This is a genomic window from Acuticoccus sediminis (assembly GCF_003258595.1).
In the GTDB taxonomy this organism is placed as follows: domain Bacteria; phylum Pseudomonadota; class Alphaproteobacteria; order Rhizobiales; family Amorphaceae; genus Acuticoccus; species Acuticoccus sediminis.
The window spans coordinates 367,867-392,467 of record NZ_QHHQ01000005.1 but is presented as its reverse complement, the minus strand read 5'-3'; the positions used below and the strand labels follow the sequence as shown (position 1 = coordinate 392,467).

Genomic DNA, 24,601 nt, shown 5'->3' with positions numbered 1-24,601 from the left:
CTGTCCGCCGCTTCTCCGACATTTCCGTGAGGCCGAACGGTGAGCGAACGCCCCAATTCATTCCGCAATGGTCCCGACGAGCGAGGTCGCTTCGGGATCTTCGGTGGCCGCTTCGTGGCCGAGACCCTGATGCCGCTGATCCTGGAGCTCGAAAAGTCCTGGGACGAGGCGCGCAACGACACGGCCTTCGCCGCGGAACTGTCGACGCTGGGCACCCACTACATCGGCCGTCCGTCGCCGCTCTACTACGCCGAGCGACTCAGCGACGAGCTGGGCGGCGCGCGCGTCTACCTGAAGCGCGACGAGCTGAACCACACCGGCAGCCACAAGATCAACAACTGCATCGGCCAGATCCTGCTCGCCCAGCGCATGGGCAAGACGCGGATCATCGCCGAGACGGGCGCGGGCCAGCACGGCGTCGCGACCGCCACGGTGTGCGCCCGCTTCGGGCTGCCGTGCGTCGTCTACATGGGCGCCAAGGACATCGAGCGGCAGGCGCCGAACGTGTTCCGCATGCGCCTCCTGGGCGCCGAGGTGGTGCCGGTGGAGGCGGGCGCCGGCACGCTGAAGGACGCGATGAACGAGGCGCTGCGCGATTGGGTCGCCAACGTCGACAATACCTACTACCTCATCGGCACCGCCGCGGGGCCGCATCCGTACCCGGCGATGGTGCGTGACTTCCAGTCCGTCATCGGCAACGAGGCGCGCACGCAGATCCTGGAGATGGCGGGCCGCCTGCCGGACCTGCTGGTGGCCGCGGTCGGCGGCGGCTCCAACGCCATCGGCCTGTTCCACCCGTTCCTGGACGACGCGGCGGTGGCGATCACCGGCGTCGAGGCCGGCGGGGAGGGGCTCGACGGCGACAAGCACTGCGCCTCGCTGACGGCGGGCGCGCCGGGCGTCCTCCACGGCAACCGCACCTACCTCCTGCAGGACGACGACGGGCAGATCCTCGAGGGCCACTCGATCTCGGCCGGGCTCGACTATCCCGGCATCGGTCCGGAGCACTCGTGGCTGAAGGAGACGGGCCGCGTCTCCTACGTGCCGATCAACGACGAGGAGGCCCTGGCCGCGTTCCAGCTCCTCGCCCGGACGGAGGGCATCCTGCCGGCGCTCGAGCCGTCGCACGCGCTCGCGCACGTGGCAAAGGTTGCACCGACGATGGGTCGTGACCAAATCGTCCTGATGAATCTGTGCGGGCGCGGGGACAAGGACGTTCACACCGTCGCCGCCGCGATCGACGCCCGCGCTCAGAAGGCCAATTAATTGTACGCTCTCGTTTACATGCTCGACATGACGACGGTTCAGCACGCCATGCCTGCGACCGAGGTCGATCCGGAAAACTGGGCCGACCGGCAGATCGCCGAGATCCTGCTGACCCACGGCGGCGACTGGTGGCACGGCCGGTTCTTCGTCTTCTCCGGCGAGGACGCGCTGTCGTCGATCTACCAGAACGTGGAGCGGCTGCGCACGATCCGCTGGTTCGTGGACGCGCTCGAGAGCATCGAGATCTTCGCCATCTCCCACAATTCCGATATCGGCGCCCTCTTCGGGATCCAGACCAAGCACAGGGGTCACTGATGAGCCGCATCGCTGCGTGTTTCGAGGGGCTCTCGCGCGAAGGCCGTGCGGGGCTGGTGACGTTCGTCACGGCCGCCGACCCGGACATCGAGAGCTCCGCCCGGATCCTCGACGCGCTCGCCGAGGCGGGGGCGGACGTGATCGAGCTCGGCATGCCGTTCACCGACCCGATGGCCGACGGCCCGGCGATCCAGGCCGCGTCGCTGCGCGCCCTCGCGGCGGGCGGGTCCATGACCGTGACGCTCGACCTGGTGCGCCGCTTCCGCGCCAGGAACGACACGACGCCCATCGTGCTGATGGGCTACTACAATCCGATCTACCATCGCGGCGTCGACACCTTCCTCGAAGAGGCGAAGACGGCGGGCGTGGACGGGCTGATCGTCGTCGACCTCCCGCCGGAGGAGGACGACGAGCTGTGCCTTCCGGCGCGCAACATCGGCCTCGACTTCATCCGCCTCGCGACGCCGACCACCGATGACGCACGCCTGCCGGCCGTTCTGGCGAACACGTCGGGATTCCTGTACTACGTCGCCATCGCCGGGATCACGGGAACCGCCAGCGCGGCCACGGTCGACGTCCACCGCGCGGTGGAGCGGCTGAAGGGCGCGACGGATCTTCCGGTCGCCGTCGGTTTCGGCGTCAAGACCCCCGACCAGGCCGCCGCCATCGCCCGCGTCGCGGACGCCGTCGTGGTCGGCTCGGCCATCGTCGACACCATCGCGAAGGCCGCGCCCGGAGAGGCGGCCACCGCGGCCAAGACATTCGTCGCCGCGCTCGCCAGAGGCGTCAGGGACGCCCGGAAGGTTGCTGCATGAACTGGATCTCGTCCGTCGTCCGCCCCAAGATCTCGTCCTTCTGGACGAAGCGGGACACGCCGAAGAACCTCTGGATCAAGTGCCCGGAAACGGGCGAGATGGTCTTTCACCGGGACCTCGAGCAGAACGGCTGGGTCGTTCCGGGGTCCGGGTTCCACATGCGCATGCCGCTGCCGGACCGCCTCGCCTCGATCTTCGACGCCGGCGCCTACGAGCTGCTGCCGCTGCCGACCGTCCCTCACGACCCGCTGAAGTTCCGTGACGAGCGGCGCTACCAGGACCGCCTGCGCGACGCCCGGGCCAAGACCGGGCGCGACGACGCCGTGACGGTCGCCAGGGGCACGCTGGAGACGATCCCGGTCACCGTGGCCATTCAGGACTTCGCCTTCATGGGCGGCTCGCTCGGCATGGCCGCGGGCGAGGCGATCGTGATGGGTGCGCAGACCGCGCTTGCGAACAAGACCCCCTACATCCTCTTCGCCGCCTCCGGCGGGGCGCGGATGCAGGAGGGGATCCTGTCGCTGATGCAGATGCCGCGGACCACCGCCGCGCTCATCGCGCTGCGCGAGGCGGGGCTGCCGTACGTCGTCGTCCTGACCAATCCGACCACGGGCGGCGTGACCGCGTCGTACGCGATGCTGGGCGACGTCCACATCGCCGAGCCGGGCGCGCTCATCGGCTTCGCCGGCCCGCGCGTGATCGAGCAGACGATCCGCGAGAAGCTCCCCGAGGGCTTCCAGCGGGCCGAATACCTCTACGACCACGGCATGGTCGACATGGTCGTCCACCGCCACGAGATGAAGTCGACGCTCGGCCGCCTGCTGCGCGTCCTGCTGCACCGTCCCGCCCTCGCCGTCGGCGCGCTGCCGGCGCCCGAGGCCGTTCCCGAGCCGGAGGCCGCACCGCAGAAGGCCGCCGCCGAGGTCGCCTCCACGACGCCGGAGACCCCGGACGAGGAGACGGCACCCGCCGTCTCCTGATCCATATGGACGCGACCAGTCCGCTTTTGGAGCGCATCTCCGCGCTCCACCCCAAAAGCATCGACCTCTCGCTCGGCCGGCTGGAACGGCTGCTCGAGCGGCTGGACCATCCCGAGCTCCGCCTGCCGCCGGTGATCCACATCGCCGGGACCAACGGCAAGGGTTCCGTCACCGCCATGCTGCGCGCCATGCTGGAGGCCGACGGCCAGCGGGCGCACGTCTACACCTCGCCGCACCTGGTGAGCTTCAACGAACGCATCCGCCTCGGCGCGGAGGGCGGCGGCAAGCTCGTCTCCGACGAGGTGCTGACCGAGGCGCTGGAGCGCGTCGAGGCTGCGAACAACGGCGAGCCGATCACCTTCTTCGAGATCACCACCGCGGCCGCGTTCGTGCTCTTCAGCGAACACCCCGCGGACGCGGTCGTGCTGGAGACGGGCCTCGGCGGCCGGCTCGACGCGACCAATGTCGTGCCGAAGCCCATCGCCTCGGTGCTGACGTCGATCGGCATCGACCACGTGGGCTTCCTCGGCCCGACGCTGGGCGAGATCGCGATGGAAAAGGCGGGCATCATCAAGAGCAACGTGCCGGTGATCTCCGCGCCGCAGAAGGAGCAGGTGACGGCGGTGATCGAGCGCCAGGCCGGCCTGACGCGCGCCCCGCTGCACCTCGGCGGGATGGACTGGACCGCCACGCAGGAGAACGGCCGCCTCGTCTTCCAGGACGAGAACGGGCTCCTCGACATGCCGCTGCCGCGCCTTCCCGGCCGGCACCAGACGGTGAACGCTGGCGTTGCCATCGCCACGGCGCGGGTGACGGGCATCCTGCGCGACCCGGCGTCCATCGAGACGGCGATGAGCACGGTGGACTGGCCCGGGCGCATGCACCGCCTGACGCGCGGGCGCATCTGCGACTGGGCGCCGCCGGACGCCGACATCTGGCTCGACGGCGGCCACAACGCGGACGCGGGGGAGGTGGTCGCGGCCGCGCTCGCCGACCTCGAGGACCGCGTCTCGCGGCCGCTGTTCCTGATCACCGGGATGCTGACGACGAAGGACCCGGCCGGCTTCTTCAAGCACTTCGCCGGGCTGGTGCGCCACGTCTTCACCGTGGGCGTCCCGTCCAGCGACGCGGCGATCCCGCCGGCCGCGCTGGCGGATGCCGCCGCCGAGGCGGGGCTGTCGGCCGAGCCGGTCACCTCGGTGCGCACCGCTCTACGACTTTTGTCGGAGAACTGGCGCTATGAGCCGCCCCCGCGCATTCTGATCTGCGGGTCACTTTATCTTGTTGGCGATGTTTTGGCCCAGAACGGTACTCCACCGACCTAGAGCGCGTGCTAAAACGCCAGTCGGATAAAGCGAGTAGACGCCATGACCCTGGAAGTGGACGCCCTCCTCGATCGTCGCCGGCAGGCGAGGCGGATCGCATTCTGGCGGGGACTGGCGTTCGTCCTGGTCGCGGGCGCGATCGCCGTCGCAGTGGCGATGGTCGTGAAGCCGCAGGGCCAGCACGTCGCCCGCATCACGATCAACGGCGCCATCGTCTCCGACCGGCCGCTGATGCAGCTCATCGAGAAGGTGCGCAAGGACAAGAGCGTCGCGGCGATCCTGCTGTCGATCGATTCGCCGGGCGGAACGTCCGTCGGCGGCGAGCGCCTGTACGATGCGCTGCGCAAGGCGGCTGTGGATAAACCGGTCGTCGCGCATATCAACACGCTGGGCGCCTCCGCCGCGTACATGACGGCGATGGCGGCCGACCACATCGTCGCCCACCGCACCAGCCTGACCGGCTCGATCGGCGTCCTGATCCAGTACGGGCAGGTGGAGAAGCTCCTCGACACCCTGGGGATCGAGGTCGACAAGGTCGCCTCCGGCCCGCTGAAGGCGGAGCCGAGCCCGTTCGACGCGGCGAGCCCGGAGGCCGTCGCCGTTCTGCAGAGCGTGGTGGACGACAGCTATAACTGGTTCGTCTCGCTGGTGGTCGAACGGCGCGGCCTGCCGGAGCCAGAGGCTCGCCGTCTGGCGGACGGCCGGATCTACACCGGCAACCAGGCCCTCGAGGCCAAGCTCATCGACGAGATCGGGGGAGAGGAGCAGGCGGTCGCCTGGCTGGCGCGCGAGCACGGCCTTTCACCCAACATCCCGGTCCAGACCTATAAGGCGAAACGCGAAAGCGACCTTTCTTTGACCGCCCGCATGGCGAACGCGATGATTGATCGAATTTTTGCCGCGATTGGAGTGAGTTTACCGGCAATTACACCAACAAGCTCGGTTGACGGTCTTATGTCCCTTTGGCACGCTTCAATTTCTTCGGACACTAAGGTGAAAAACAATGATTAAGTCCGAGCTAGTCACGCGTCTCCAGCTCCAGAACCCGCATTTGCTCCAGCGGGACGTGGAGGGCGTGATGAATGCGTTCGTCGATGAGATCGCGAATGCTATGAGGGACGGAAACCGCGTCGAGCTGAGGGGCTTTGGAGCCTTCTCCGTTCGGATCAGAGAGGCACGTACGGGGCGCAATCCGCGTACGGGCGAACCGGTGAAGGTGGAGCAGAAGGCTGCACCATTCTTCCGGACAGGAAAGGAAATGCGCGACCGCATCAACGCGGCGGCGCAGGTCCGATCCGGGAGTCGCCCTAGTTTGGGTGAGGACCCCGACGGTCGATACAGCCGCGCGGCGGAATAGCGATCGGTGCGCCGTGCGGCGGGCGTCGCCACGCTGATCATCTCCGCCGTGCTGGTGGGGGTGGCGGTGGCGAACCGGCACACGGTGGTGCTGTATCTCGATCCGCTGCGGGACCCGGGACGTTCGGTCGAGGTGCCGGTCTATGCCGCGCTCCTCGCCGCACTCGCGCTTGGTGTTTTGCTGGGCGGCGTGGCGACACGCCTCTCGGGGAGACGTCGTGTGTTGTCCCGGACTGGTCCGGCACGGGGGGCGCCGTCCGCGTCCCCGCTGCCGGAACGCCCGCTTCTCACCCATCGCAAGTCGGACCGACTGCTGACCTGACCCCCTCATGACGCTCCGCACATCGCACCCGGCCCGGGCGATCCGCCCGGCAGGGCGACATGGCAAGCGTGAGAGGCAATCCTCCGGGCCACCGGGGGAGTTGAGTTCAGCCGGTCCTGACGGCTCGGGACGACCCTGTGGAGGCCTCGGAGAGGCGTGAGGGCTCTTCGCGCATGGTGTACTGGCCACTGGCGCACCACCCGTCGAAGGGGCCTGACGCGGCTTCTGGCCGCCCAGACACGCCTCGCCATCAAGGCGGGGCGCAATCGAGCGTGATGCAGGCATGGGCAGAGACCCGCGCCGCGCGGCCCCCGGCGGCTGCCGGAGGAGCTTCACGGCCTGTCCGACTGCTCTCCCGCCCGACCGTGGGCGCGGCCTGCGGAACTGACCCGACAGAAAACGGCTCGACAGAAAACGGCCCGGGGTCGCGGGACCGCCGGGCCGTGCATTGCGTGCGGCGCCTCCGTGGAGGCCCTCGTCGGCCCCGGCCGCGAGCGGCGGGGCCCCGGGCGATCACATGTGGATCGCGCGGTTGGCGACGGCGAGGGCGGCTTCCTTGATCGCCTCGGAAAGCGTCGGGTGCGCGTGGCAGGTGCGCGCGATGTCCTCGGCCGCGGCGCCGAACTCCATGCCGAGCGTGACTTCGCCGATCATCGTGCCGGCATCCGGGCCGACGATGTGGACGCCGAGCACCCGGTCCGTCGTCTTGTCGGCGAGGATCTTCACGAAGCCGTCCGTCGTGCGGTTCACCTTGGCGCGCCCGTTGGCGGTGAAGGGGAACTTGCCGACGTTGTAGGCGACGCCGTCCTTCTTCAGCTGCTCCTCGGTGCGGCCGACGGAGGCAACCTCGGGGTAGGTGTAGACGACGGAGGGGATCGCCTCGTAGTTCACGTGCGGCTTCTGGCCGGCGATCAGCTCGGCGCAGGCGACGCCCTCGTCCTCGGCCTTGTGGGCCAGCATCGGACCGGTGATCACGTCGCCGATCGCCCACACGCCCGGCACGTTGGTGCGGTAGTGGTCGTCGGTCTTGATGCGGCCGCGCTCGTCCATCGCGATGCCGGCCTCCTCGAGGCCGAGGCCCTTGGTGTACGGCACGCGGCCGATGGCGACGAGGACGACGTCCGCCTCGATCGTCTCCGTGTCGCCGCCCTTGGCCGGCTCGACCGAGACCTTCAGCGTCTTGCCGGAGGTGTCGACGCCGGTCACCTTGCTGGACAGCTTGAACTTGAAGCCCTGCTTGCCGAGGATCCGCTGGAACTGCTTGGAGACCTCGTTGTCCTCCGGCGGGAGGATCTTGTCGAGGAACTCCACCACGGTGACCTCTGCGCCGAGGCGGCGCCACACCGAGCCGAGCTCCAGCCCGATCACGCCGCCGCCGATGACGACCATCTTGCCCGGCACCTGGTCGAGCGTCAGCGCGCCGGTGGAGGAGACGACGCGCTTCTCGTCGATCTCGACGCCCGGGAGGCGGGCGACGTCCGAGCCGGACGCGATGATGGTGTTCCGGGTCTCGATCTCCTGGACCGAGCCGTCCTCGGCGGTGACCTTCACCTTGCCCTGACCGGCGATCGAGCCGGTGCCACGGAAGGTGTCGATCTTGTTCTTCTTGAACAGGAAGTCGACGCCCTTGACGTTGCCGGCGACGCCCTCGTCCTTGAAGGCCAGCATCTTGGCGACGTCGAGCTTGGGCTCCACGGCGATGCCCATGTCGGCGAAGCCGTGGCCGGCTTCCTCGTAGAGCTCGGAGGCGTGAAGCAGGGCCTTGGAGGGGATGCAGCCCACGTTGAGGCAGGTCCCGCCGAAGGTCGGCCACTTCTCGACCACTGCCGTCTTCAGCCCGAGCTGGGCGCAGCGAATGGCTGCCACGTATCCGCCCGGACCCGAGCCGATCACCGTTACGTCATAGGCTGCCATCGTCCGCTCCTTCGAAAATTGCCGCGCTCCACCTGTGCGCTTCCGGGCGGCGGGTCAAGTCTCTCGACTGTAATTGCAGGTCAGAGCGCCCCGAGGAGCAGGGCTATGAGCTCCAGCACGATCCCGAGCATCGACAGGCCGTAGATCATCGAGCGCAGCGGGCCGAGGCCGTAGACATAGGCGGGCCAGTAGGCGACCCGCGCGACCACGTAGAGGACGGCGCCGATGGCCGACAGCGTCGACGTCGCGCCGCCGAGGACGACGGCCAGGGTGACGGCGGCGAACACCGGGAAGGTCTCCAGGATGTTCCGCGCGGCGCGCTCGGCGCGTTGGCTGCGCAGCCCGGTCTGCGGCGCGGTCCCGTCGCGGTTGCCGGCGGCCCACGCGGGCGAGGAGAGGGCGCGGGCGACGGCCGGCGCCAGGATGTAGAAGACGACGAGAATGCCGGCCAGCCCGACGCAGACGAGTTCGGTGGCCATCGCTACGCGGCCTTCGCCCGTCTCACGCGCGCCGACAGGGGCGGGACGTGCGCGAAGTCAGTGAGGGTTTCCCCGGCGTACCGGCTCCCCACGCCAGAAGCCGTGTCGGCGAGCGCCGTGTCGGTGGCAGTCATCGGGATAGGCGCCCATTCGTTGCGGATGGCCGGCCGGATCCTGGCACAGGCTGCCGGCTGCCGAAACCCGGACGGGACGGCAGCCGGCATGATGGGCGCTTGCTGCGCCGCGGCGACCCCTAGAGGTCGAGCAGCAGGCGCTGCGGGTCCTCGATGGCCTCCTTGACGCGCACCAGGAAGGTGACGGCCTCTTTGCCGTCGACGATGCGGTGGTCGTAGGAGAGGGCGAGGTACATCATCGGCCGCAGCTTGATCTCGTTGCCGACGGCGACGGGACGCTGCTCGATGCGGTGCATGCCGAGGATGCCGGACTGCGGCGCGTTGAGGATCGGAGTCGACATCAGCGAGCCGTAGATGCCGCCGTTGGTGATCGTGAAGGTGCCGCCCTGCATCTCGTCCAGCTTGAGCTGGCCGTCGCGGGCGCGCTTGCCGAAGTCGGCGATGGTCTTCTCGATGTCGGCGAAGCCGAGCTGGTCGCAGTTCTTCACCACCGGGACGACGAGGCCCTTATCGGTGCCAACGGCGACGCCCATGTGGTAGTAGTTCTTGTAGACGAGGTCGTTGCCGTCGATCTCGGCGTTGACCGCGGGAACTTCCTTCAGTGCGTGGACGCAGGCCTTCGCGAAGAACGCCATGAAGCCGAGCTTCACCTTGTGCTTCTTCTCGAAGACATCCTTGTACTGCTTGCGCAGCTCCATCACGGCGGACATGTCGACGTCGTTGAACGTCGTCAGCATCGCGGCGGTGTTCTGGGCGTCCTTGAGGCGCTTGGCGATGGTGCGGCGCAGGCGCGTCATGGGGACGCGTTCCTCGCGCTCGGCGTCGTCGCCGGTGCTGGGCGCGCGGCTCTGCTGCGCCGGGGCGGCGGACGCGGACGGGGCGGTCACGCCGCTCTCGAGCGCCTTCAGGACGTCGCCCTTCAGGATCTGGCCGCGCTTGCCGGTGCCCTCGACCTGGTCGGCGGAGAGGCCGGATTCGGCCATCGCCTTCTTGGCGGACGGGGCGGGCGGCATGTCGCCGGAGGCGGCGGGCGCGCTCGCTTTCGGGGCCTCGGCGGCCTTGGCCGGGGCGGGAGCGGCGGCGGGCGCGGCCGCAGCGCCGGAGCCGCCGATCGTGGCGATCAGGCCGCCGACCTCGACGGTGTCGCCTTCCTTGACGGCGAGGCTCGCGATCGTGCCGCCGACCGGGGCCGGGACCTCGACGCTGACCTTGTCGGTCTCGAGCTCGACGATCGGCTCGTCGGCGCCGATGCTTTCGCCGGCGTTCTTGATGATGCGGGCGACCGTCGCCTCGGTGACGCTCTCACCGAGGGTGGGGACGCGGACTTCGGTCGTCGCGGCGGAGGGGGCGGCACCGTTGCCGGACGGGGCCGGCTTCTCGGCCGGGGCGGCTTCGGCCTTCGGCTTCGCCGCGGCACCGGACTCGCTGATCTGACCGAGGAGGGCGCCGACCTCGACCGTCTCGCCGTCCTTGGCGGTGATTTCGGACAGGGTACCGGCGGCCGGGGCGGGAACCTCGACCGACACCTTGTCGGTTTCCAGTTCCAGCAGCGGCTCGTCCGCAGCGACAGTGTCGCCCTCCGCCTTGAACCACTTGGCTATCGTGGCTTCGGTGACGGATTCACCCAGGGTCGGGACGCGAATATCGGTCATGGCGCTCTTGTCGCAATTGTCGCGGCGGCGGTTCGTGAGGCCGGTGCGGGGCCGCAAAATCCGCACCGAGCCCGTGGCTATGTGGACCGATCGGGATCGCGAAGCAAGCGCAACGCCAAGTGATCGGTCCCGGGCTGGAATACCCGGTGGTTACCCGTAGACCTGCTCGAGGAAGGCCTCGAGCTGCTGCTGGTGACGCTTGGCGAGACCTGTCGCCGGCGACGCGGCCGCCGGACGCCCGGCGTAGCGCGGCCGATCGTTGGTCATCTTGGTCTGGCCGAGGCACCAGTCGAGGTACGGCTGCACGAAGGACCAGGAGCCCATGTTGGCCGGCTCCTCCTGGCACCACACCAGCTCCGCGTTCGGGAAGCGCTTCAGCTCGCTGATCACCGACTTGGCCGGGAACGGATAGAGCTGCTCCACCCGCAGCAGGTAGACGTCGTCGACGCCCCGCTCCTCGCGCGCCTCGAGAAGGTCGTAGTAGACCTTGCCGGTGCACAGCACGACGCGGCGGATCTTGTCGTCGGCGGCGAGCTTGAAGTCGCCGGTGCGGCCGAGCTGCGCATCGTCCAGAAGGACGCGGTGGAAGGTGGAATCCGGACCCAGCTCGTCGAGCGTCGACACGCAGCGCTTGTGGCGCAGCAGCGACTTCGGCGTCATCAGGATCAGCGGCTTGCGCAGGTCGCGCTTCAGCTGGCGGCGCAGGATGTGGAAGTAGTTCGCCGGCGTCGAGCAGTTGGCGACCTGCATGTTGTCCTCCGCGCAGAGCTGGAGGAAGCGCTCCAGGCGGGCGGAGGAGTGCTCCGGACCCTGGCCCTCGTAGCCATGCGGCAGCAGGCAGACGAGGCCCGTCATGCGCAGCCACTTGCGCTCGCCCGACGAGATGAACTGGTCGAACACCACCTGCGCGCCGTTGGCGAAGTCGCCGAACTGGGCTTCCCAGGCGACCAGCGCGTTCGGCTCGGCGAGGGAGTAGCCGTACTCGAAGCCGAGGACGGCCTCCTCGGAGAGCATCGAGTTGATGACCTCGTAGCGCTTCTGCTCGCCGCCCAGGTTGTTGAGCGGGATGTAGCGCTCCTCGTTCTCCTGATCGTAGAGCACCGAGTGGCGCTGCGAGAACGTGCCGCGCTCGCAGTCCTGGCCGGAGAGGCGGACCGGGTAGCCGTCCTTCAGCAGCGTGCCGAAGGCGAGCGCCTCGGCGGTCGCCCAGTCGACGCCCTGGCCGGTCTCGATCATCTTGCGGCGGTTCTCCATGAACCGGCCGACGGTGCGGTGGATGTGGAAGCCCTCCGGTACGGTCGAGAGCGCCTCGCCGATGGACTTCAGCTCGTCCATGTCGACGCCGGTGTGGCCGCGGCGCGGGTCGTCCGCGTCATCGCCCGGCTTGATGGCCTTCCAGCGGCCGTCGAGCCAGTCGGCCTTGTTCGGCAGGAACGACTGGCCGGCCTCGAACTCCTCGTCGAGGTGCTTGCGCCAGTCGGCCTTCATCTGCTCGACCTCGTCGTTCGAGACGACGCCCTCGTCGACCAGGCGCTTGCCGTAGATCTCCAGCGTGGACGGGTGCTGGCGGATCTTCTTGTACATGACCGGCTGGGTGAACGAGGGCTCGTCGCTCTCGTTGTGGCCGAACCGGCGGTAGCAGAACATGTCGATGACGACCGGCTTGTGGAACTTCTGCCGGAACTCGGTCGCCACCTTCGCCGCGTAGACCACCGCCTCGGGGTCGTCGCCGTTCACGTGGAAGATCGGCGCCTCGATCATCTTGGCGACGTCGGACGGGTAGGGCGACGAGCGCGAGAAGTGCGGGTTCGTCGTGAAGCCGATCTGGTTGTTGATGATGACGTGGATCGAGCCGCCGGTGCGGTGGCCCTTCAGGCCCGACAGGCCGAAGCACTCCGCGACGACGCCCTGGCCGGCGAAGGCCGCGTCGCCGTGCAGCAGCAGGCCGAGGACCTTCATGCGCTCGGTGTCGTTGAGCTGGTCCTGCTTGGCGCGCACTTTGCCGAGCACGACGGGGTCCACGATCTCGAGGTGGGAGGGGTTGGCGGTCAGCGACAGGTGGACGGAGTTGCCGTCGAACTCACGGTCGGACGAGGCACCGAGGTGGTACTTCACGTCGCCCGAACCCTCGACCTCGTCGGGCTTGAACGAGCCGCCCTTGAACTCGTGGAAGATGGCGCGGAGCGGCTTGCCGAGGACCTGGGCGAGCACGTTGAGGCGGCCGCGGTGGGCCATGCCGACGGCGATGTCGCGGACGCCGAGGTTGCCGCCGCGCTTGATGATCTGCTCCAGCGCCGGGATGACGGCTTCGCCGCCGTCGAGACCGAAGCGCTTGGTGCCGGTGTACTTGATGCCGAGGAACTTCTCGAAGCCTTCCGCCTCGACGAGCTTGTTGAGGATCGCCTTGCGGCCCTCGAGCGTGAAGGCGATGCCCTTGTCCGGCCCCTCGATGCGCTCCTGGAGCCAGCCCTTCTCGTAACCGTCGGAGATGTGCATGAATTCCACGCCCATCGTCTGACAGTAGGTGCGCTCCAGGATGTCGATCATCTGGCGCACGGTCGCGAACTCGAGGCCGAGCACGTTGTCGAGGAAGATCGGGCGGTCCATGTCCGCCTCGGTGAAGCCGTAGGCCTGCGGGCGCAGCTCCTCGTCGCGCATGCCGGTGATGCCCAGCGGGTCGAGGTTGGCGTGGTAGTGGCCGCGCATGCGGTAGGCGCGGATCATCATGATCGCGCGGACCGAGTCGCGGGCGGCGCGGCGGATGTCCGACTCGCCGACGACCTGGCCCTGCTGCTGCGCCTTCTGGGCCACCTTCTCGGTGACGCGGGTCTCGATCTCACCCCAGTTGCCGTCGAGCGCGGAGACCAGCTCGCCGTTCATCGGCACAGGCCAGTCCTGGCGGGCCCACTTCGGACCCTTCGCCTGGACTTCGACGGCGTGCCGGTCGTCCTGCATCTCGGCGAAGAAGGCCTGCCAGCCCGCATCGACCGAGGTCGGGTCGACCTGGTACCGAGCGTACAGCTGCTCAAGGTACTCGGCGTTGCCGCCGTATAGGAATGAGGAATTGAGAAACGCGGCGTTCGCGTCTTGGCGAGCCATGGCAGGGGTCCGTGAGTTTGATGCCCCTATAGCATAGGGTCTTTGGGGCAAAATCTGAACCGTCTAGGCGCCGCCGGGCAGCCACAGTCAAGTCACGATTTCAGCGTTGCCTCCGAACCGTTCGCCTCATGGCTCGGATTGCCGGCTTTCTGGTCAGAATGCCGTGCTTTTTCGGTCAACTGGGCAGACGGCCCGTCATCGTCCCCGTCGCCCTCGGCGACCCGGTCCGGGTAGAGGAGGTCCAGCGTCTTTTCGTCCCGCCGGCCGCCGTAGAACGTCGTTAGCGCACGAGCGAGTGTCTCCTCGCCCGGCTCGACCTCCAGAAACAGCGTCAGGCACGAGCGGACCTTGAGGTCGTCGGGACTGCCGAAGAGCGCGGTGGGGTCGGTGACGCCGGAGGCGAGCGCGGCCTCCGTCGCCTCGATCAGCCGGGCGCCCAGGACCGGATGGTGGAAGTAGGCGGCGGCCTCCTGCAGCGACGCGATGCCGTAGAGGCGCGCGGTCGCCGAGCGGCCGAGGTCGACGTGCTGCGGGAAAATATACCAGATCCAGTGCGAGGCCTTGAAGCCCGTTCCGAGCTCCGAGAGCGCCGCCGCGTAATCCCGCTCCTGTGCCGTTAAGAATCGATCCAGATTAAAGGTATCGGTCACCGAGACTCCCCACGTCGCTTATATTTTTGTTTCCATCCATTTTACACACGGATGCACTCCGGCGCACGCGCTTTCCCTGCGGGACATCGCGCGCGGACGGTGCGTGACGGGGGTCAGAGCGTGCCGTTCGGGCGCAGGCGGTGGACCGATGGGCCGGTTGTCGTTGTTTCGACACGGAGTTGGGGTTGGGTCCGACCGGAAAACATTCCGGAGGTTTCCATGTCATTTCGCCTTTGGGGCGCGGCCGCGCTCGTCCTCCTGTCCGTGCCGGCCGCGGCCGACGGCTTCGCCACGCGCGACCTCAGCAGTCTCTCCGTCGACACCGCCGGCTACGACGGCGGCGCCTTCGTCTTCCGCGCCGCGCCGGAGCGGCTGATGCTGGTGTGCAACGGCTGCGACGCGATGACGGCGGTCGACGTCATCATCGGCACAAACACCGACGGCACGGAGGGGCGGTACCGCAACGGCGATACCCCGATCGAGGAGCTGGAGGCGATATGCCAGTCGCGGGAGCCCGAGTGCAGGATGCAGGCGGTCGAGGTCGGTGACGCGGTCGGCTGGCAGACGACCTATCCGATCGCCAAAATGGGGCTGCAGGGCAGCACCGCGTACCTGATGCGCGATGGCGACACGCTCACCATCCGCTCGGTCGCGGGCGACGGGGCCCGCGCGAAGGCCAACGCCGAGGAGGCGCTGAGCAAGATCGCGCCGCAGGTGGTCGGCCCCTGAGGCCGTCAGGCGGGCGCGCCGTCCGGTGACCGCTCCGGGCGGGAGGCCGATGCCTCCCGGACCGGAGCGTCGCTGGTTCGCCGGCCGGGAACGAAGGCCCGGGCCGGCGGCGTCGTCAGCCCTTGAGGACCTTGACGAGGGTCTTGCCGAGCTGGGCCGGGGACGGGGAGACCCGGATGCCGGCCGCTTCCATCGCGGCGATCTTGTCTTCCGCGCCGCCCTTGCCGCCGGAGATGACCGCGCCGGCGTGGCCCATGGTGCGGCCCGGAGGCGCCGTGCGGCCGGCGATGAAGCCCGCCATCGGCTTCTTGCGGCCCTTCTTCGCTTCGTCGGCGATGAACTGGGCGGCTTCTTCCTCGGCGGAACCGCCGATCTCGCCGATCATGATGATGGACTCGGTCTCGTCGTCGGCGAGGAACATCTCCAGCATGTCGATGAACTCGGTGCCCTTCACCGGGTCACCGCCGATGCCGACGGCGGTCGTCTGGCCCAGGCCCTCGGCCGAGGTCTGGAACACCGCCTCGTAGGTGAGGGTGCCCGAGCGGGACACGATGCCGACGGAGCCGTCGCGGAAGATCGAGCCCGGCATGATGCCGATCTTGCACTCGTTCGGGGTCAGGACGCCCGGGCAGTTCGGCCCGATGAGGCGCGAGGACGAACGGTCGAGCGCGGCCTTCACCTTCACCATGTCCATCACCGGAATGCCTTCCGTGATGCAGATGATGAGCGGCACCTCCGCCTCGATCGCCTCGAGGATGGCGGCGCCGGCGCCCGCGGGCGGCACGTAGATCACCGACGCGTCGGCGCCGGTGGCCTCGCGGGCGTCGCCCACGGTGGTATAGATCGGCAGGGACTTGCCGCTTTCGCTCGTCCAGGTCTCGCCACCCTTCTTGGGATGAACGCCGGCCACCATCTGCGTGCCGTGGTAGGCGAGTGCCTGCTCGGTGTGGAACGAGCCGGTCTTGCCGGTCAGGCCCTGCACGATGACTTTGGTATTCTTGTCGACGAGGATGGACATAAGGTCAGTTGTCTCCGGCTTCCGGCAGGGCGTGAAACGCGAGTGTTGGCTAGACCAGAGGGGGGCGGACCGCAACCGTTTGCCGCGCCAATCGGCGTCGGAAGGCTGCGAAAAGCACGCTTCGCATCCCAAAGGTGCGTATATATCCCCGCGAGCCCCTCTAGATTGCGTGATGGGTGATGCGATTGGGGTGGGCGGCGGGCCCGGGCTGGCGCCGCCGCGGAGCCCGCGGCCGGCCGGCGGACCCGCCGATGTTCGCCCCCGCCGCCTCGGACAGGCCGTGCCGTCCGGGCCGGGCGGGACCGATTGTCTCAACAATAGGGCGGACTTAGGTCACTGGCGAGGTCCCGTTGCGGGTGCCGCCCGGCGCGGCCCCCCTGCTGCGAAGCGCGCCCGTCCGGGCGAGCCGCCGCTTCAGGTCCGTGACCGGCGGCGCGTAGAGAAAGCCGAAGGACACACAACCGTCCCGTCCGTCAACCGCGTGGTGCATCTTGTGGGCCTGCACCAGGCGCTTCAGGTAGCCCCGCCGCGGCACCCAGCGGAACGGCCAGCGCTGATGTACCAGCCCGTCGTGCACGATGAAGTAGAGGATGCCGTACACCATCAGGCCGACGCCGATCTGCCGCAGCGGCCACACCCCGGCGATCCCGAAGGTGATCAGCGCACCCGACAGGACGGTGAAGACGACGGCGTAGAGGTCGTTCTTCTCGAGGACACCGTCGGCCTCCTCGTGGTGCGAGCGGTGCCAGCCCCAGCCGAGCGGGCCGTGCATGACGAAGCGGTGGGTGGCGTAGGCGACCCCCTCCATCGCGACGACGGTGGCGATCACGATGAGGGTGTTGAGGATCATGCCCGCCCCCTCGCGGCGGCGGGGCCGGCCGGCGGGACGGCGCCGGCGGTCATCGCACGGTGCGCGGCGGGAAGGCGCCACCAGGGCGTCGTCGGCGCGAGGTGATGCTCGTGGTGGTAGCCGAAGTGGAAGCAGGTCAGGAGCGACAGCAGCGGCGGGAAACCGTCCGTGCGCGTGTTGTGCCTGTCGGCGAAGGGCGCCGCGTCGATCCGGTGGGGCCGGAAGGTGCCGAAATAGAAGAGCTGCACCGCCGACAGCACCGCGGGCACGGCGTAGAACAGGAGGAGCGCCGGCACCGAGACCCCCGTGGCGAGGATGTAGAGCGCCATCGCCGCCGCCATCGCGCCGAGTTCGCGCCAGCCGTAGTATTCGAGGAAGAAGCGCAGGAACCACGGGGCGAACGCGTCCGGCGCGTCGGCGTGGAAGTCCGGGTCCTGCGGCGATCCGGGGCGGCGGTGGTGCATGTGGTGCTTCGGCAGGAGCCGGTCGTACGAGAACGCCGCGTAGAGGAACAGCGCGACGCGGCCGAAGGCACGGTTGACCGCGGGCCGGCCCGGTGCGAGCGAGCCGTGCATGCAGTCGTGGGCGACGATGAACAGCCCGACCGAGAGCCACGTCTGCACCGCGACGAAGGGGAGGGCGAGCCATCCCGGCGTCACCTGCCAGTCGACGATGAAGATCGCGGACACATGGACCGCGAGCCAGGCGCCGATGATGGCAAGCGCCAGCGTCAGGCCGACGATCGTGTCGCGCTGCCGGGCGCGTGCGGGCGACAGGACGTTCCCGTTCATGGCGGTATGACATACACGGATGGACGCGGCGAGGCGAGGGCATGGCGCAACGACTGATCATCGCGGGCGGCGGCCTCTCGGGTGTACTGACCGCGCTCGCCTTCGCCGACCGGCCGGACGTCTCCGTGACGCTGCTGGAGGCGGGCGAGCGTCTCGGCGGTGCCCACACCTGGAGCTTCTACGCGACGGACCTCGACGCGCCCGGGACCCGCCTCGTCGATCCGCTCGTCGCCCATAGCTGGCCGGGCTACGACGTGCGCTTCCGCGGTCTCTCGCGCACGCTGTCGACGCCCTACCGCTCGATCACCGCGCAGAGCCTCGACCGCGCCGCCCGGCAGCGCCTCGGCGAGCGGGTCCGGCTGGGCACCTCCGTGACGGGGCTCGATGCCGGCGGGGCGACGCTCGGCGACGGCACGCGCGTCGAGGGCGAGGCGGTGATCGACGCGCGCGGGCCGACGCGGCTCGCGGGACTTGCACTGCGCCACCAGGTCTTCCTCGGTCAGGAGGTCCGGCTCGCGGCGCCGCACGGCCTGACGCGCCCGACGATCATGGACGCGACGGTGGAGCAGCTGGACGGTTACCGCTTCGTCTACCTGCTCCCGTTCACCGCCGACACGCTCCTCGTCGAGGACACCTATTATACCGACCAACCGGCGCTCGACCGCGCGACGGTCGCGGCGCGCATCGCCGGCTACGCCGCAGGGCGGGGTTGGCGTGTCACGGAGGTGATCCGCGAGGAGGCCGGTTCGCTGCCGCTCGTCCTGGGGGGCGACGCGCGCGCCCTGTGGGTGGACGCGGCGCCGGATGGCGGGGCGGTCCCGATCGGACTGCGGGCGGGCCTCTTCCATCCGGTGACGAGCTATTCGCTCCCCGTCGCCGTGGAGACGGCGCTGATGCTGGGGGCGATGCCGGGACCGGTCACCACCGCGCGCGTCTCGGAGCGGGTCGGCGACCTGGTGCGCCGGCATGTCGCACGGACGGCGTACGAGCGGCTCCTGAACCGGATGCTCTTCCTCGCCGGCCGGCCGGAGGACCGGCACCTCGTCCTCGAGCGCTTTCACCGCCTGCCGCAGCCCCTCATCGAGCGCTTCTACGCCGGCCGCATGCGCCGGTCCGACCGGCTGCGGGTGCTCCTCGGCAAGCCGCCGGTGCCGGTCGCCGGCGCGCTCCGCGCCCTGCCGGAGCGCTCCGCCGGCTGATCAGCGCGCGGCGGCGATAATCGCGTCCGCCGCCCGCTCCGCGCCGTTCTCGGCTGCGATCAGCGGGGCGAGACGGGCGCTGGTCGCCCGCATCCCGCCGTCGTCCAGGACCTGTCGGAGGATCGGCGCAGCGGAGAGACGGTAGCGCCAGCGAGGCACGACCCGCGCCACGCCCGCCCGGGCCGCGCGGGCCGCATTGTCGGGCTGGTCGTGGGAGAAGGGAACGGCGACCATCGGCACGCCGGCCGCCATCGCGAGCGCGATCGTGCCGATTCCGCCCTGGTGCACCACCGCTGCCGCATGCGGGAAGACGGCCTGGTAGGGCGCGCTTCCCGCGACCATGAGCGCCGGATCGGACGGCAGATCGCGACCTGCGCCCGCGCCCCCGGCGAGGAGGAGGGCACGCACGCCGAGGCGGCGCGCGGCGCGGGCGCTGTCCTCGAAGAAGCGGCGGGCGACGTGGGCGGAGGCGGAGCCGAGGGTGAAGACCACGGGCGGCTCGCCGTCCGCCAGGAAGTCGGCGATCCGCGGATCGAGCGGCGGGCTGCCGGTCTGCAGCACCTGTCCGGTCTGGACGGTGCCGCGCGGCGCGTCCGCCGGCACCGGGCCGAAGAGGGGGGAGTAGAGCGCCAGCACGCCATCGGGCGAATGCTGGCCACGGAAGGCGGGGTGGGCGGGGTAGTCGCCGAGGCCGGCGGCGGCGCGGTAGGCGCGAAGCGGCGCGGCCCAGGCCTCGACGCCCTTCTCGGCGTAGGCGAGCACGCGCGCGTTGTACTGCGGCCAGCCGCGCACGAGGGGGAGCATCGCGAGGCGGGGCGGGTCGAGCGCGCTGTAGAGCATCGCCGGCTGGAACGCCGCGGAGAGCCACGGCACCCCCGTGCGCGCGGCGACGATCGGCGCGGCGAGTGCGAGCGTCACGCTGACGAGGACGTCGGCGCCCGCCACCGCGGCGGAAAGGTCGGCGTCGCTCGCCGCGACCGCCGGGCCGAGATACCTGGTGTAGGCGAAGGCGGGGCCGCGGCGCGGGTGCATGAAGCGGGCGTGGAAGGCGGGATCGTCCGGCCGGTCCGGGCGCATCGGCGCGAAGCCGAGCCCGGCGGCGGCGACGCTGGCGCGATGCGCCGGATGGGTCGCCACCGTCGCGGTGTGGCCGCGGGCCGCGAGCGCCTTGCCGATCTCCAGGAACGGCACAAGGTCGCCGAGCGAGCCGTGGCTGGCGAAGACGACCCTCACGGCGCCACCCGCGCGGCCGCGGATGCGCGCCTCAGCGCATCACTTGACCGGAAACCAGCTCGAATCGATGTGCGGGTCGCCGTTGAAGTTGCAGAGCTCCGCCATCGTCCGGAGCTTGAGGATCCTGATGCGGTTGCCGTCACGGCTGATCAGCCCGTCGTTCTCGATCCGCGACATCGTCTTGGAGACGTAGACGTTGGTGAGGCCGAGCAAGTCGGCAATGTCGCTCTGCGTCAGCGGCACGCGGAAGTCGCGGCTCGCCGAGTTCTCGTCCGTCGCGTCGAGCCGGAAGGCGATCTCGAGGATGAGATAGCACACCCGCTCGTAGGCGCTGAACCGGCCGATGGCGCGGATCCGGTCGAGCAGCGTCGCGTTCTCGCGCACGGTCATGGAGAAAAGGAGCGCCGTAAGCCGCGGCGAGTGGGTGAACACTGGCTCCAGCCCGGCCTTTGGAAATGGGCAAAGGACCGTCGCCGTCAGGCACTTGATGTCATGCCGCGACACCACCAACGCGATCTCCGACAGGTCCACGATGTCCCCGGGATAGAACAATCGCAAGATCTGCCGACGTCCATCGTCCAGCAACGAATAAGAGGCGAGCCAACCCGACTTGACGACGTAGAGTTCCGTGACCGAGCCGCCGGAACGGATCACGATCTCGTCCTTGCGATACTCGCGTTCCTCTTTCTCCAGCGCCGCGAGCATCAGCTCGTCGGCCTCCGACAACGCGGCAAACCGACCCAGCTTGGCGACCAAACAGCTATCGGGCACTGTTCATCAATCTTCCTGTTTGTCGAGCCGGACGGCGTCGGCGGGACACGCGCCATTGTGTATGAAGGCAGTCGCACAACAGATGCAACCTGTCACAGGCCACGTCCGCAAGTCCGGCTGGACAATAATGATGCGCTGCGCGATCAGCGAGAAAGGCAAAGCCGAATCATCGGCGTGGGAGGCTATATGGCACGCGCGATCTTTGCAGCCGTGATCGCGACACTGGTTGCGTCAGGTCTGATCTATCTCAACGGCCAGCTGGCCGACCTGCCGCAGTTCCCGCTTCTGGCGCAAATTCAAAGCTTTAATGCCCGTATCGGCATGCCGCAGACGGTCGAGGCGGCCTGGGCCGCCCACGCGTTCCTGGGCGTCGTCGTCTACGGCGTGATCTTCGCGCTGATCCAGCCGGTCCTGCCGGGGAGCGCCTTCCTCGAGGGACTGACGTTCGGGATCCTGACGTGGCTCGCGATGATGGTCGTCTTCGCCCCGCTGACGGGCCACGAGATCTTCCTGCAGGATGCCAACAATCCGGTGCTGGTCGCGATGAGCTTCGCGTTCAACATCGTCTACGGCATCGTCCTCGGCTTCGTCTTCGCCATCGTGGGCGGCCGGGCGGAAGCCGAATAGGCGCCGGTCCGCGGGCGCCGCGCCGTCCCCGGACCGTGCGGCGTCAGCGGATGCCGGGCTTGTAGGGGAAGCTGCCGTCCGCGGAGCCTATGGTGCGGGCGGGAAAGATCTGGTGGAGCTGCGCCGCGCCGACGATCCGGCCGGGACCCTTGAACGTGTCGACCTGGGCGATCACGACGCAGCCCGACGTCGCGTGCTTCTCCACGTCCGACAGCGGCAGCTCGAGCTTGATCGGCTGACCCTTCCAGATGCCGACCGGGCGCATGTCGCGCACCACGTTGTAGTAGTCGAGCTTGCGGCCGCGGTTCTCGCCCGCGCTGACGGGGACGTGGACCCGGTCGTCGAGCACCATCAGCCAGATCGTGGCGCTCTCGGCGTCGATCTCGGCGTCGCCGAGGTCGATCTCCAGCACGCCGTTGTTGAGGGACAGGTCGATGGGGAGGGGGAGGTCGGACGTCGCGACTTCCTGGTCGATCGCGTCCTTGTCGCTGCCGAGCATCGCCGTCTCGCCGTTGATGACGAGCTGGGGCGTGTAGACGTCGCGGTCGCCGCGCGCCACCGAATACGCCATCTGCCGCTTGGTGTTGATCTCGGTCGCCAGCGTGTCGGACCAGCCGAGATAGTCCCACAGCTTCACCGGCAGCGTCATCGCGAGGACGTCGTCACGTCGGGCGTACTGGGCGATCAGCTTGTCCGCCGACGGGCAGGACGAGCAGCCCTGGCTGGTGAAGAGCTCCAGAACGGCCTTGGGTGACTTCTCCTCCGCCCGGGCCGTCAGGGTCGCGATGCCGAGAAGGACGAGAGCCGACACCAATGTCGACAGAAAATAGGTGGCCTGCTTGCGGTAGGGCACACGCTGCATGCGATCGCTCCATGGTCCGTTCCGGGCACACCGAACGTGAGGTCGTCAGAGGCGGACGTTGATTCAGGGGCGCCGCGTCATCCAGACGCCCAACACGCCATGTTTAGACTGCGGCGGCGCTCCTTTCCAATCAACGCAAGGTGACAGAAGAGGTGGAAAGTCGTGATTGGCGGTTATTCTGGGCCCTTCGGGTCCACGATTTCCGGGTTCACGAACGGCCCGCCGGGTTCGCGCTCGTGGGCCAGCGCCCACCGCACGGTCGGAAAAGCTATGTCTTCATAAGGAATTTCGTCCGGCTCGAAGAGCGCGACCGCCTGGCTCTCCGGCCCGGGGGCAAAGACGGGCGCGTCGAGGTGCGCCCGGTAGATGAGCTGGACCTGCGACAATCTGCGGATGGTGTAGATCGCCAGCAGCGAGTCGATGACGATCGGCGCGGTCGCCTCCTCGAAGGCCTCCCGCAGCGCGCCCTCGACGGGCGACTCGCCATTCTCGAGGTACCCCGCGGGGAGCGTCCAGCGCCCGCGCGCCGGCTCGATGTTGCGTTTGCAGAGGAGGATGCGCGTGCCGTAGCGCACCACGGCGCCGGCGACGATCTTCGGGTTCTGGTAGGCGATGAAGCCGCAGGTGTCGCACACGTCGCGGACGACCGTGTCCCCGTCGGGAACACGGCGGGAGAAGGACGGCGTCACGACCCCGCCGCCTCGCCGTGTTCGCTGATGAGGCGTGTCATCATGTTGCCGAAGGAGCCGGAGAGCGCCTCCTCGGTGAGCGGGCCCACGTGCTTGGCGCGGACCCGGCCCTCGGGGCCGATCAGGAAGCTTTCCGGAACGCCGGTGAGGCCCCACTCGATGGCGCCGCGCCCGTCCGGGTCGACGCCGACCGCGTCGTAGGGATCGCCGAGCTCGGCGAGGAAGCGCTTCGCGTCCTCCGGCTTGTCCTTGTAGTCGATCCCGACCACCGTCAGGCCCGGCGTCCTGGCGAGCTCCACCAGCAGCGGATGCTCGATCCGGCATGGCCCGCACCACGACGCGAAGATGTTCACCAGCGTCACCTTGCCCTTGAAGGTGGCCGGGTCGACGCCGGCCGCGTCCGGGAGTAGGGCGGCGAACGTCGTCGCCGGCGCGTCGCGGCCGATCAGTGCCGAGGGGATGACCGAGCGGTCCTCCCCGTCACCGACGCGCAGCGCGAAGACGGCCGCGAGCCCGGCGAATACCAGCAGGGGGACGGCGAGGAGGAGGCGGCTAGCGCGCACGGCCGATCCTCTCGGCCGAGCGCTCGGCACGCGCGAGGTCGCGCTTCGCCGCGATCCGGCTCAGCACCGCCCACAGGACGAGGCCGAGGATGGCGCTGAAGACGATGGCGTAGGCGGATATCACGTACGGGGCGTACTGGCCCATCAACCGGCACTCCGGGCGGTGCGAAGCCGCAGCGAGCGGGCGCGGCGGCGGATCAGCTCCGTGCGCATCGCCGCGAGATGCAGCGTCATGAAGAGGAGGGTGAAGGCGAGCGCCATCACCAGCAGCGGCGTCAGCATCGAGGCCGGCATCGCCGGACCGTCGAGCCGGATGACGCTGGCGCCCTGGTGGAGCGTGTTCCACCAGTCGACCGAGAACTTGATGATCGGGATGTTCACGAAGCCGATCAGCGTGGCGATGGCGGTGATCCGCGCGGCGCGCACCGGCTCGTCGATCGCCCGCACCAGGGCGATGAGGCCGAGGTACATGAAGAAGAGGATGAGCATCGAGGTGAGGCGGGCGTCCCACACCCACCAGGCGCCCCACATGGGCTTGCCCCAGATGGCGCCCGTCGCCAGCGTCGCGACGGTGAAGACTGCGCCGATCGGCGCCGCGCAGCGCGCCGCGACGTCGGCCAGCGGGTGGCGCCACACGAGGGTGCCCAGCGAGGCGGAGCACATCACGAGGTAGGCCATCAGCGAGATGTAGGCGGACGGCGCGTGGATATACATGATCCGCACCGTCGAGCCCTGCTGGTAGTCCTCCGGCGAGGCCCAGAGCGCTAGGTACAGGCCGACGGCCAGCGCCAGCACCGTCGCCACGCCGAGGATCGGCACCGCGCGGTCGGCGATCCCGGCGAAACGGCCGGGGTTGATGATCGACGGCCGCTTCGCAGCCCCTTCACTTACGACGGACATGACCACTCCTGTGGCGCTGATCGTAATTCGTCCAACTCGGCTTTCAAAGTCCGTCCGAAAGC

At 69.1% G+C, this 24,601-nt stretch carries 26 protein-coding genes; 11 read left to right on the top strand and 15 right to left on the bottom strand.

Going from position 1 to position 24,601, the window contains the following annotated elements; genetic code table 11:
• Positions 1-39: 39 nt before the first annotated feature.
• From trpB to DLJ53_RS23415, 8 genes are read left to right on the top strand one after another with little or no spacing between them, the layout of a single operon-like run.
• On the top strand, positions 40-1,266 hold the full coding sequence (trpB, locus tag DLJ53_RS23450) for a tryptophan synthase subunit beta (protein ID WP_111349701.1): 1,227 nt from the start codon (positions 40-42) through the stop codon (positions 1,264-1,266).
• On the top strand, positions 1,267-1,581 hold the full coding sequence (locus tag DLJ53_RS23445; RefSeq protein ID WP_111349699.1) for a hypothetical protein: 315 nt from the start codon (positions 1,267-1,269) through the stop codon (positions 1,579-1,581).
• A complete protein-coding gene (gene trpA, locus DLJ53_RS23440) occupies positions 1,578-2,396 on the top strand; it encodes a tryptophan synthase subunit alpha (protein ID WP_404801182.1) in 819 nt (272 codons plus the stop codon). Before DLJ53_RS23445 ends, trpA begins: the two co-directional genes overlap by 4 nt.
• Complete coding sequence (gene accD / locus DLJ53_RS23435) at positions 2,393-3,376, top strand: acetyl-CoA carboxylase, carboxyltransferase subunit beta (RefSeq protein WP_111349695.1); 984 nt, start codon at positions 2,393-2,395, stop codon at positions 3,374-3,376. The genes trpA and accD overlap by 4 nt, the downstream gene beginning before the upstream one ends.
• Before the next feature lie 5 nt (positions 3,377-3,381).
• Positions 3,382-4,701: a bifunctional folylpolyglutamate synthase/dihydrofolate synthase gene (locus DLJ53_RS23430; protein WP_111349693.1), complete on the top strand. Its 1,320-nt coding sequence runs from the start codon at positions 3,382-3,384 to the stop codon at positions 4,699-4,701.
• Between the two features lie 42 nt (positions 4,702-4,743).
• On the top strand, positions 4,744-5,712 hold the full coding sequence (gene sppA / locus DLJ53_RS23425; RefSeq protein ID WP_111349691.1) for a signal peptide peptidase SppA: 969 nt from the start codon (positions 4,744-4,746) through the stop codon (positions 5,710-5,712).
• The gene (locus tag DLJ53_RS23420) at positions 5,705-6,058 is read left to right on the top strand and encodes an integration host factor subunit beta (RefSeq protein WP_111349689.1); all 354 of its coding nucleotides are present in this window, start codon (positions 5,705-5,707) and stop codon (positions 6,056-6,058) included. Before sppA ends, DLJ53_RS23420 begins: the two co-directional genes overlap by 8 nt.
• 6 nt (positions 6,059-6,064) lie before the next feature.
• Positions 6,065-6,379 (top strand): DUF1049 domain-containing protein, encoded by a 315-nt coding sequence (locus DLJ53_RS23415; protein ID WP_111349687.1) that lies wholly within the window; start codon positions 6,065-6,067, stop codon positions 6,377-6,379.
• A 513-nt stretch (positions 6,380-6,892) separates the two neighbouring features.
• On the opposite strand, the gene lpdA is transcribed toward DLJ53_RS23415, so the two are convergent.
• The 5 genes from lpdA to DLJ53_RS23390 form a co-directional block, all read right to left on the bottom strand.
• Positions 6,893-8,293 carry a dihydrolipoyl dehydrogenase gene (gene lpdA, locus DLJ53_RS23410; RefSeq protein WP_111349685.1) on the bottom strand — a complete coding sequence of 467 codons (1,401 nt, stop codon included), beginning with the start codon at positions 8,291-8,293 and terminating at the stop codon, positions 6,893-6,895.
• A gap of 80 nt (positions 8,294-8,373) precedes the next feature.
• Positions 8,374-8,772: an MAPEG family protein gene (locus DLJ53_RS23405; RefSeq protein WP_111349683.1), complete on the bottom strand. Its 399-nt coding sequence runs from the start codon at positions 8,770-8,772 to the stop codon at positions 8,374-8,376.
• Positions 8,773-9,025: 253 nt separating this feature from the next.
• Positions 9,026-10,558: a 2-oxoglutarate dehydrogenase complex dihydrolipoyllysine-residue succinyltransferase gene (gene odhB, locus DLJ53_RS23400; RefSeq protein WP_111349681.1), complete on the bottom strand. Its 1,533-nt coding sequence runs from the start codon at positions 10,556-10,558 to the stop codon at positions 9,026-9,028.
• Between the two features lie 150 nt (positions 10,559-10,708).
• A complete protein-coding gene (locus tag DLJ53_RS23395; protein WP_111349679.1) occupies positions 10,709-13,657 on the bottom strand; it encodes a 2-oxoglutarate dehydrogenase E1 component in 2,949 nt (982 codons plus the stop codon).
• A gap of 92 nt (positions 13,658-13,749) precedes the next feature.
• Positions 13,750-14,307 (bottom strand): DUF1810 domain-containing protein, encoded by a 558-nt coding sequence (locus tag DLJ53_RS23390; protein WP_111349677.1) that lies wholly within the window; start codon positions 14,305-14,307, stop codon positions 13,750-13,752.
• A 219-nt stretch (positions 14,308-14,526) separates the two neighbouring features.
• Between DLJ53_RS23390 and DLJ53_RS23385 the strand changes: the two genes are divergently transcribed.
• The gene (locus DLJ53_RS23385) at positions 14,527-15,036 is read left to right on the top strand and encodes a hypothetical protein (protein WP_111349675.1); all 510 of its coding nucleotides are present in this window, start codon (positions 14,527-14,529) and stop codon (positions 15,034-15,036) included.
• 115 nt (positions 15,037-15,151) lie between these two features.
• Here DLJ53_RS23385 and sucD read toward each other — a convergent pair whose 3' ends face one another.
• The 3 genes from sucD to DLJ53_RS23370 form a co-directional block, all read right to left on the bottom strand.
• Positions 15,152-16,054 (bottom strand): succinate--CoA ligase subunit alpha, encoded by a 903-nt coding sequence (sucD, locus tag DLJ53_RS23380; protein ID WP_111349673.1) that lies wholly within the window; start codon positions 16,052-16,054, stop codon positions 15,152-15,154.
• A gap of 328 nt (positions 16,055-16,382) precedes the next feature.
• Positions 16,383-16,904: a sterol desaturase family protein gene (locus tag DLJ53_RS23375; RefSeq protein ID WP_111349671.1), complete on the bottom strand. Its 522-nt coding sequence runs from the start codon at positions 16,902-16,904 to the stop codon at positions 16,383-16,385.
• Positions 16,901-17,695, bottom strand: a complete 795-nt coding sequence (locus tag DLJ53_RS23370) for a fatty acid desaturase (RefSeq protein WP_111349669.1) — start codon at positions 17,693-17,695, stop codon at positions 16,901-16,903. The genes DLJ53_RS23375 and DLJ53_RS23370 overlap by 4 nt, the downstream gene beginning before the upstream one ends.
• A gap of 41 nt (positions 17,696-17,736) precedes the next feature.
• Between DLJ53_RS23370 and crtY the strand changes: the two genes are divergently transcribed.
• Entirely contained in the window at positions 17,737-18,894 is a 1,158-nt protein-coding gene (gene crtY, locus DLJ53_RS23365) for a lycopene beta-cyclase CrtY (protein WP_111349666.1), read from the top strand.
• Here crtY and DLJ53_RS23360 read toward each other — a convergent pair whose 3' ends face one another.
• Complete coding sequence (locus DLJ53_RS23360; RefSeq protein WP_111349663.1) at positions 18,895-20,127, bottom strand: glycosyltransferase; 1,233 nt, start codon at positions 20,125-20,127, stop codon at positions 18,895-18,897. It lies immediately after the preceding gene.
• A gap of 39 nt (positions 20,128-20,166) precedes the next feature.
• Positions 20,167-20,883 carry a Crp/Fnr family transcriptional regulator gene (locus DLJ53_RS23355; protein WP_111349661.1) on the bottom strand — a complete coding sequence of 239 codons (717 nt, stop codon included), beginning with the start codon at positions 20,881-20,883 and terminating at the stop codon, positions 20,167-20,169.
• A gap of 201 nt (positions 20,884-21,084) precedes the next feature.
• Between DLJ53_RS23355 and DLJ53_RS23350 the strand changes: the two genes are divergently transcribed.
• Complete coding sequence (locus tag DLJ53_RS23350; protein ID WP_111349659.1) at positions 21,085-21,525, top strand: DUF6789 family protein; 441 nt, start codon at positions 21,085-21,087, stop codon at positions 21,523-21,525.
• A 43-nt stretch (positions 21,526-21,568) separates the two neighbouring features.
• Here the strand turns inward: DLJ53_RS23350 and DLJ53_RS23345 are convergent, their stop codons facing one another.
• The 5 genes from DLJ53_RS23345 to DLJ53_RS23325 form a co-directional block, all read right to left on the bottom strand.
• Positions 21,569-22,387 carry a DUF1223 domain-containing protein gene (locus DLJ53_RS23345; RefSeq protein WP_111349657.1) on the bottom strand — a complete coding sequence of 273 codons (819 nt, stop codon included), beginning with the start codon at positions 22,385-22,387 and terminating at the stop codon, positions 21,569-21,571.
• A gap of 173 nt (positions 22,388-22,560) precedes the next feature.
• A complete protein-coding gene (locus DLJ53_RS23340) occupies positions 22,561-23,076 on the bottom strand; it encodes an NUDIX hydrolase (RefSeq protein ID WP_111349655.1) in 516 nt (171 codons plus the stop codon).
• Positions 23,073-23,639: a DsbE family thiol:disulfide interchange protein gene (locus DLJ53_RS23335; protein WP_202913311.1), complete on the bottom strand. Its 567-nt coding sequence runs from the start codon at positions 23,637-23,639 to the stop codon at positions 23,073-23,075. The genes DLJ53_RS23340 and DLJ53_RS23335 overlap by 4 nt, the downstream gene beginning before the upstream one ends.
• The gene (gene ccmD / locus DLJ53_RS23330; RefSeq protein WP_111349651.1) at positions 23,629-23,784 is read right to left on the bottom strand and encodes a heme exporter protein CcmD; all 156 of its coding nucleotides are present in this window, start codon (positions 23,782-23,784) and stop codon (positions 23,629-23,631) included. Before ccmD ends, DLJ53_RS23335 begins: the two co-directional genes overlap by 11 nt.
• Positions 23,784-24,539 (bottom strand): heme ABC transporter permease, encoded by a 756-nt coding sequence (locus DLJ53_RS23325; protein WP_111349648.1) that lies wholly within the window; start codon positions 24,537-24,539, stop codon positions 23,784-23,786. Before DLJ53_RS23325 ends, ccmD begins: the two co-directional genes overlap by 1 nt.
• Positions 24,540-24,601 lie beyond the last annotated feature (62 nt).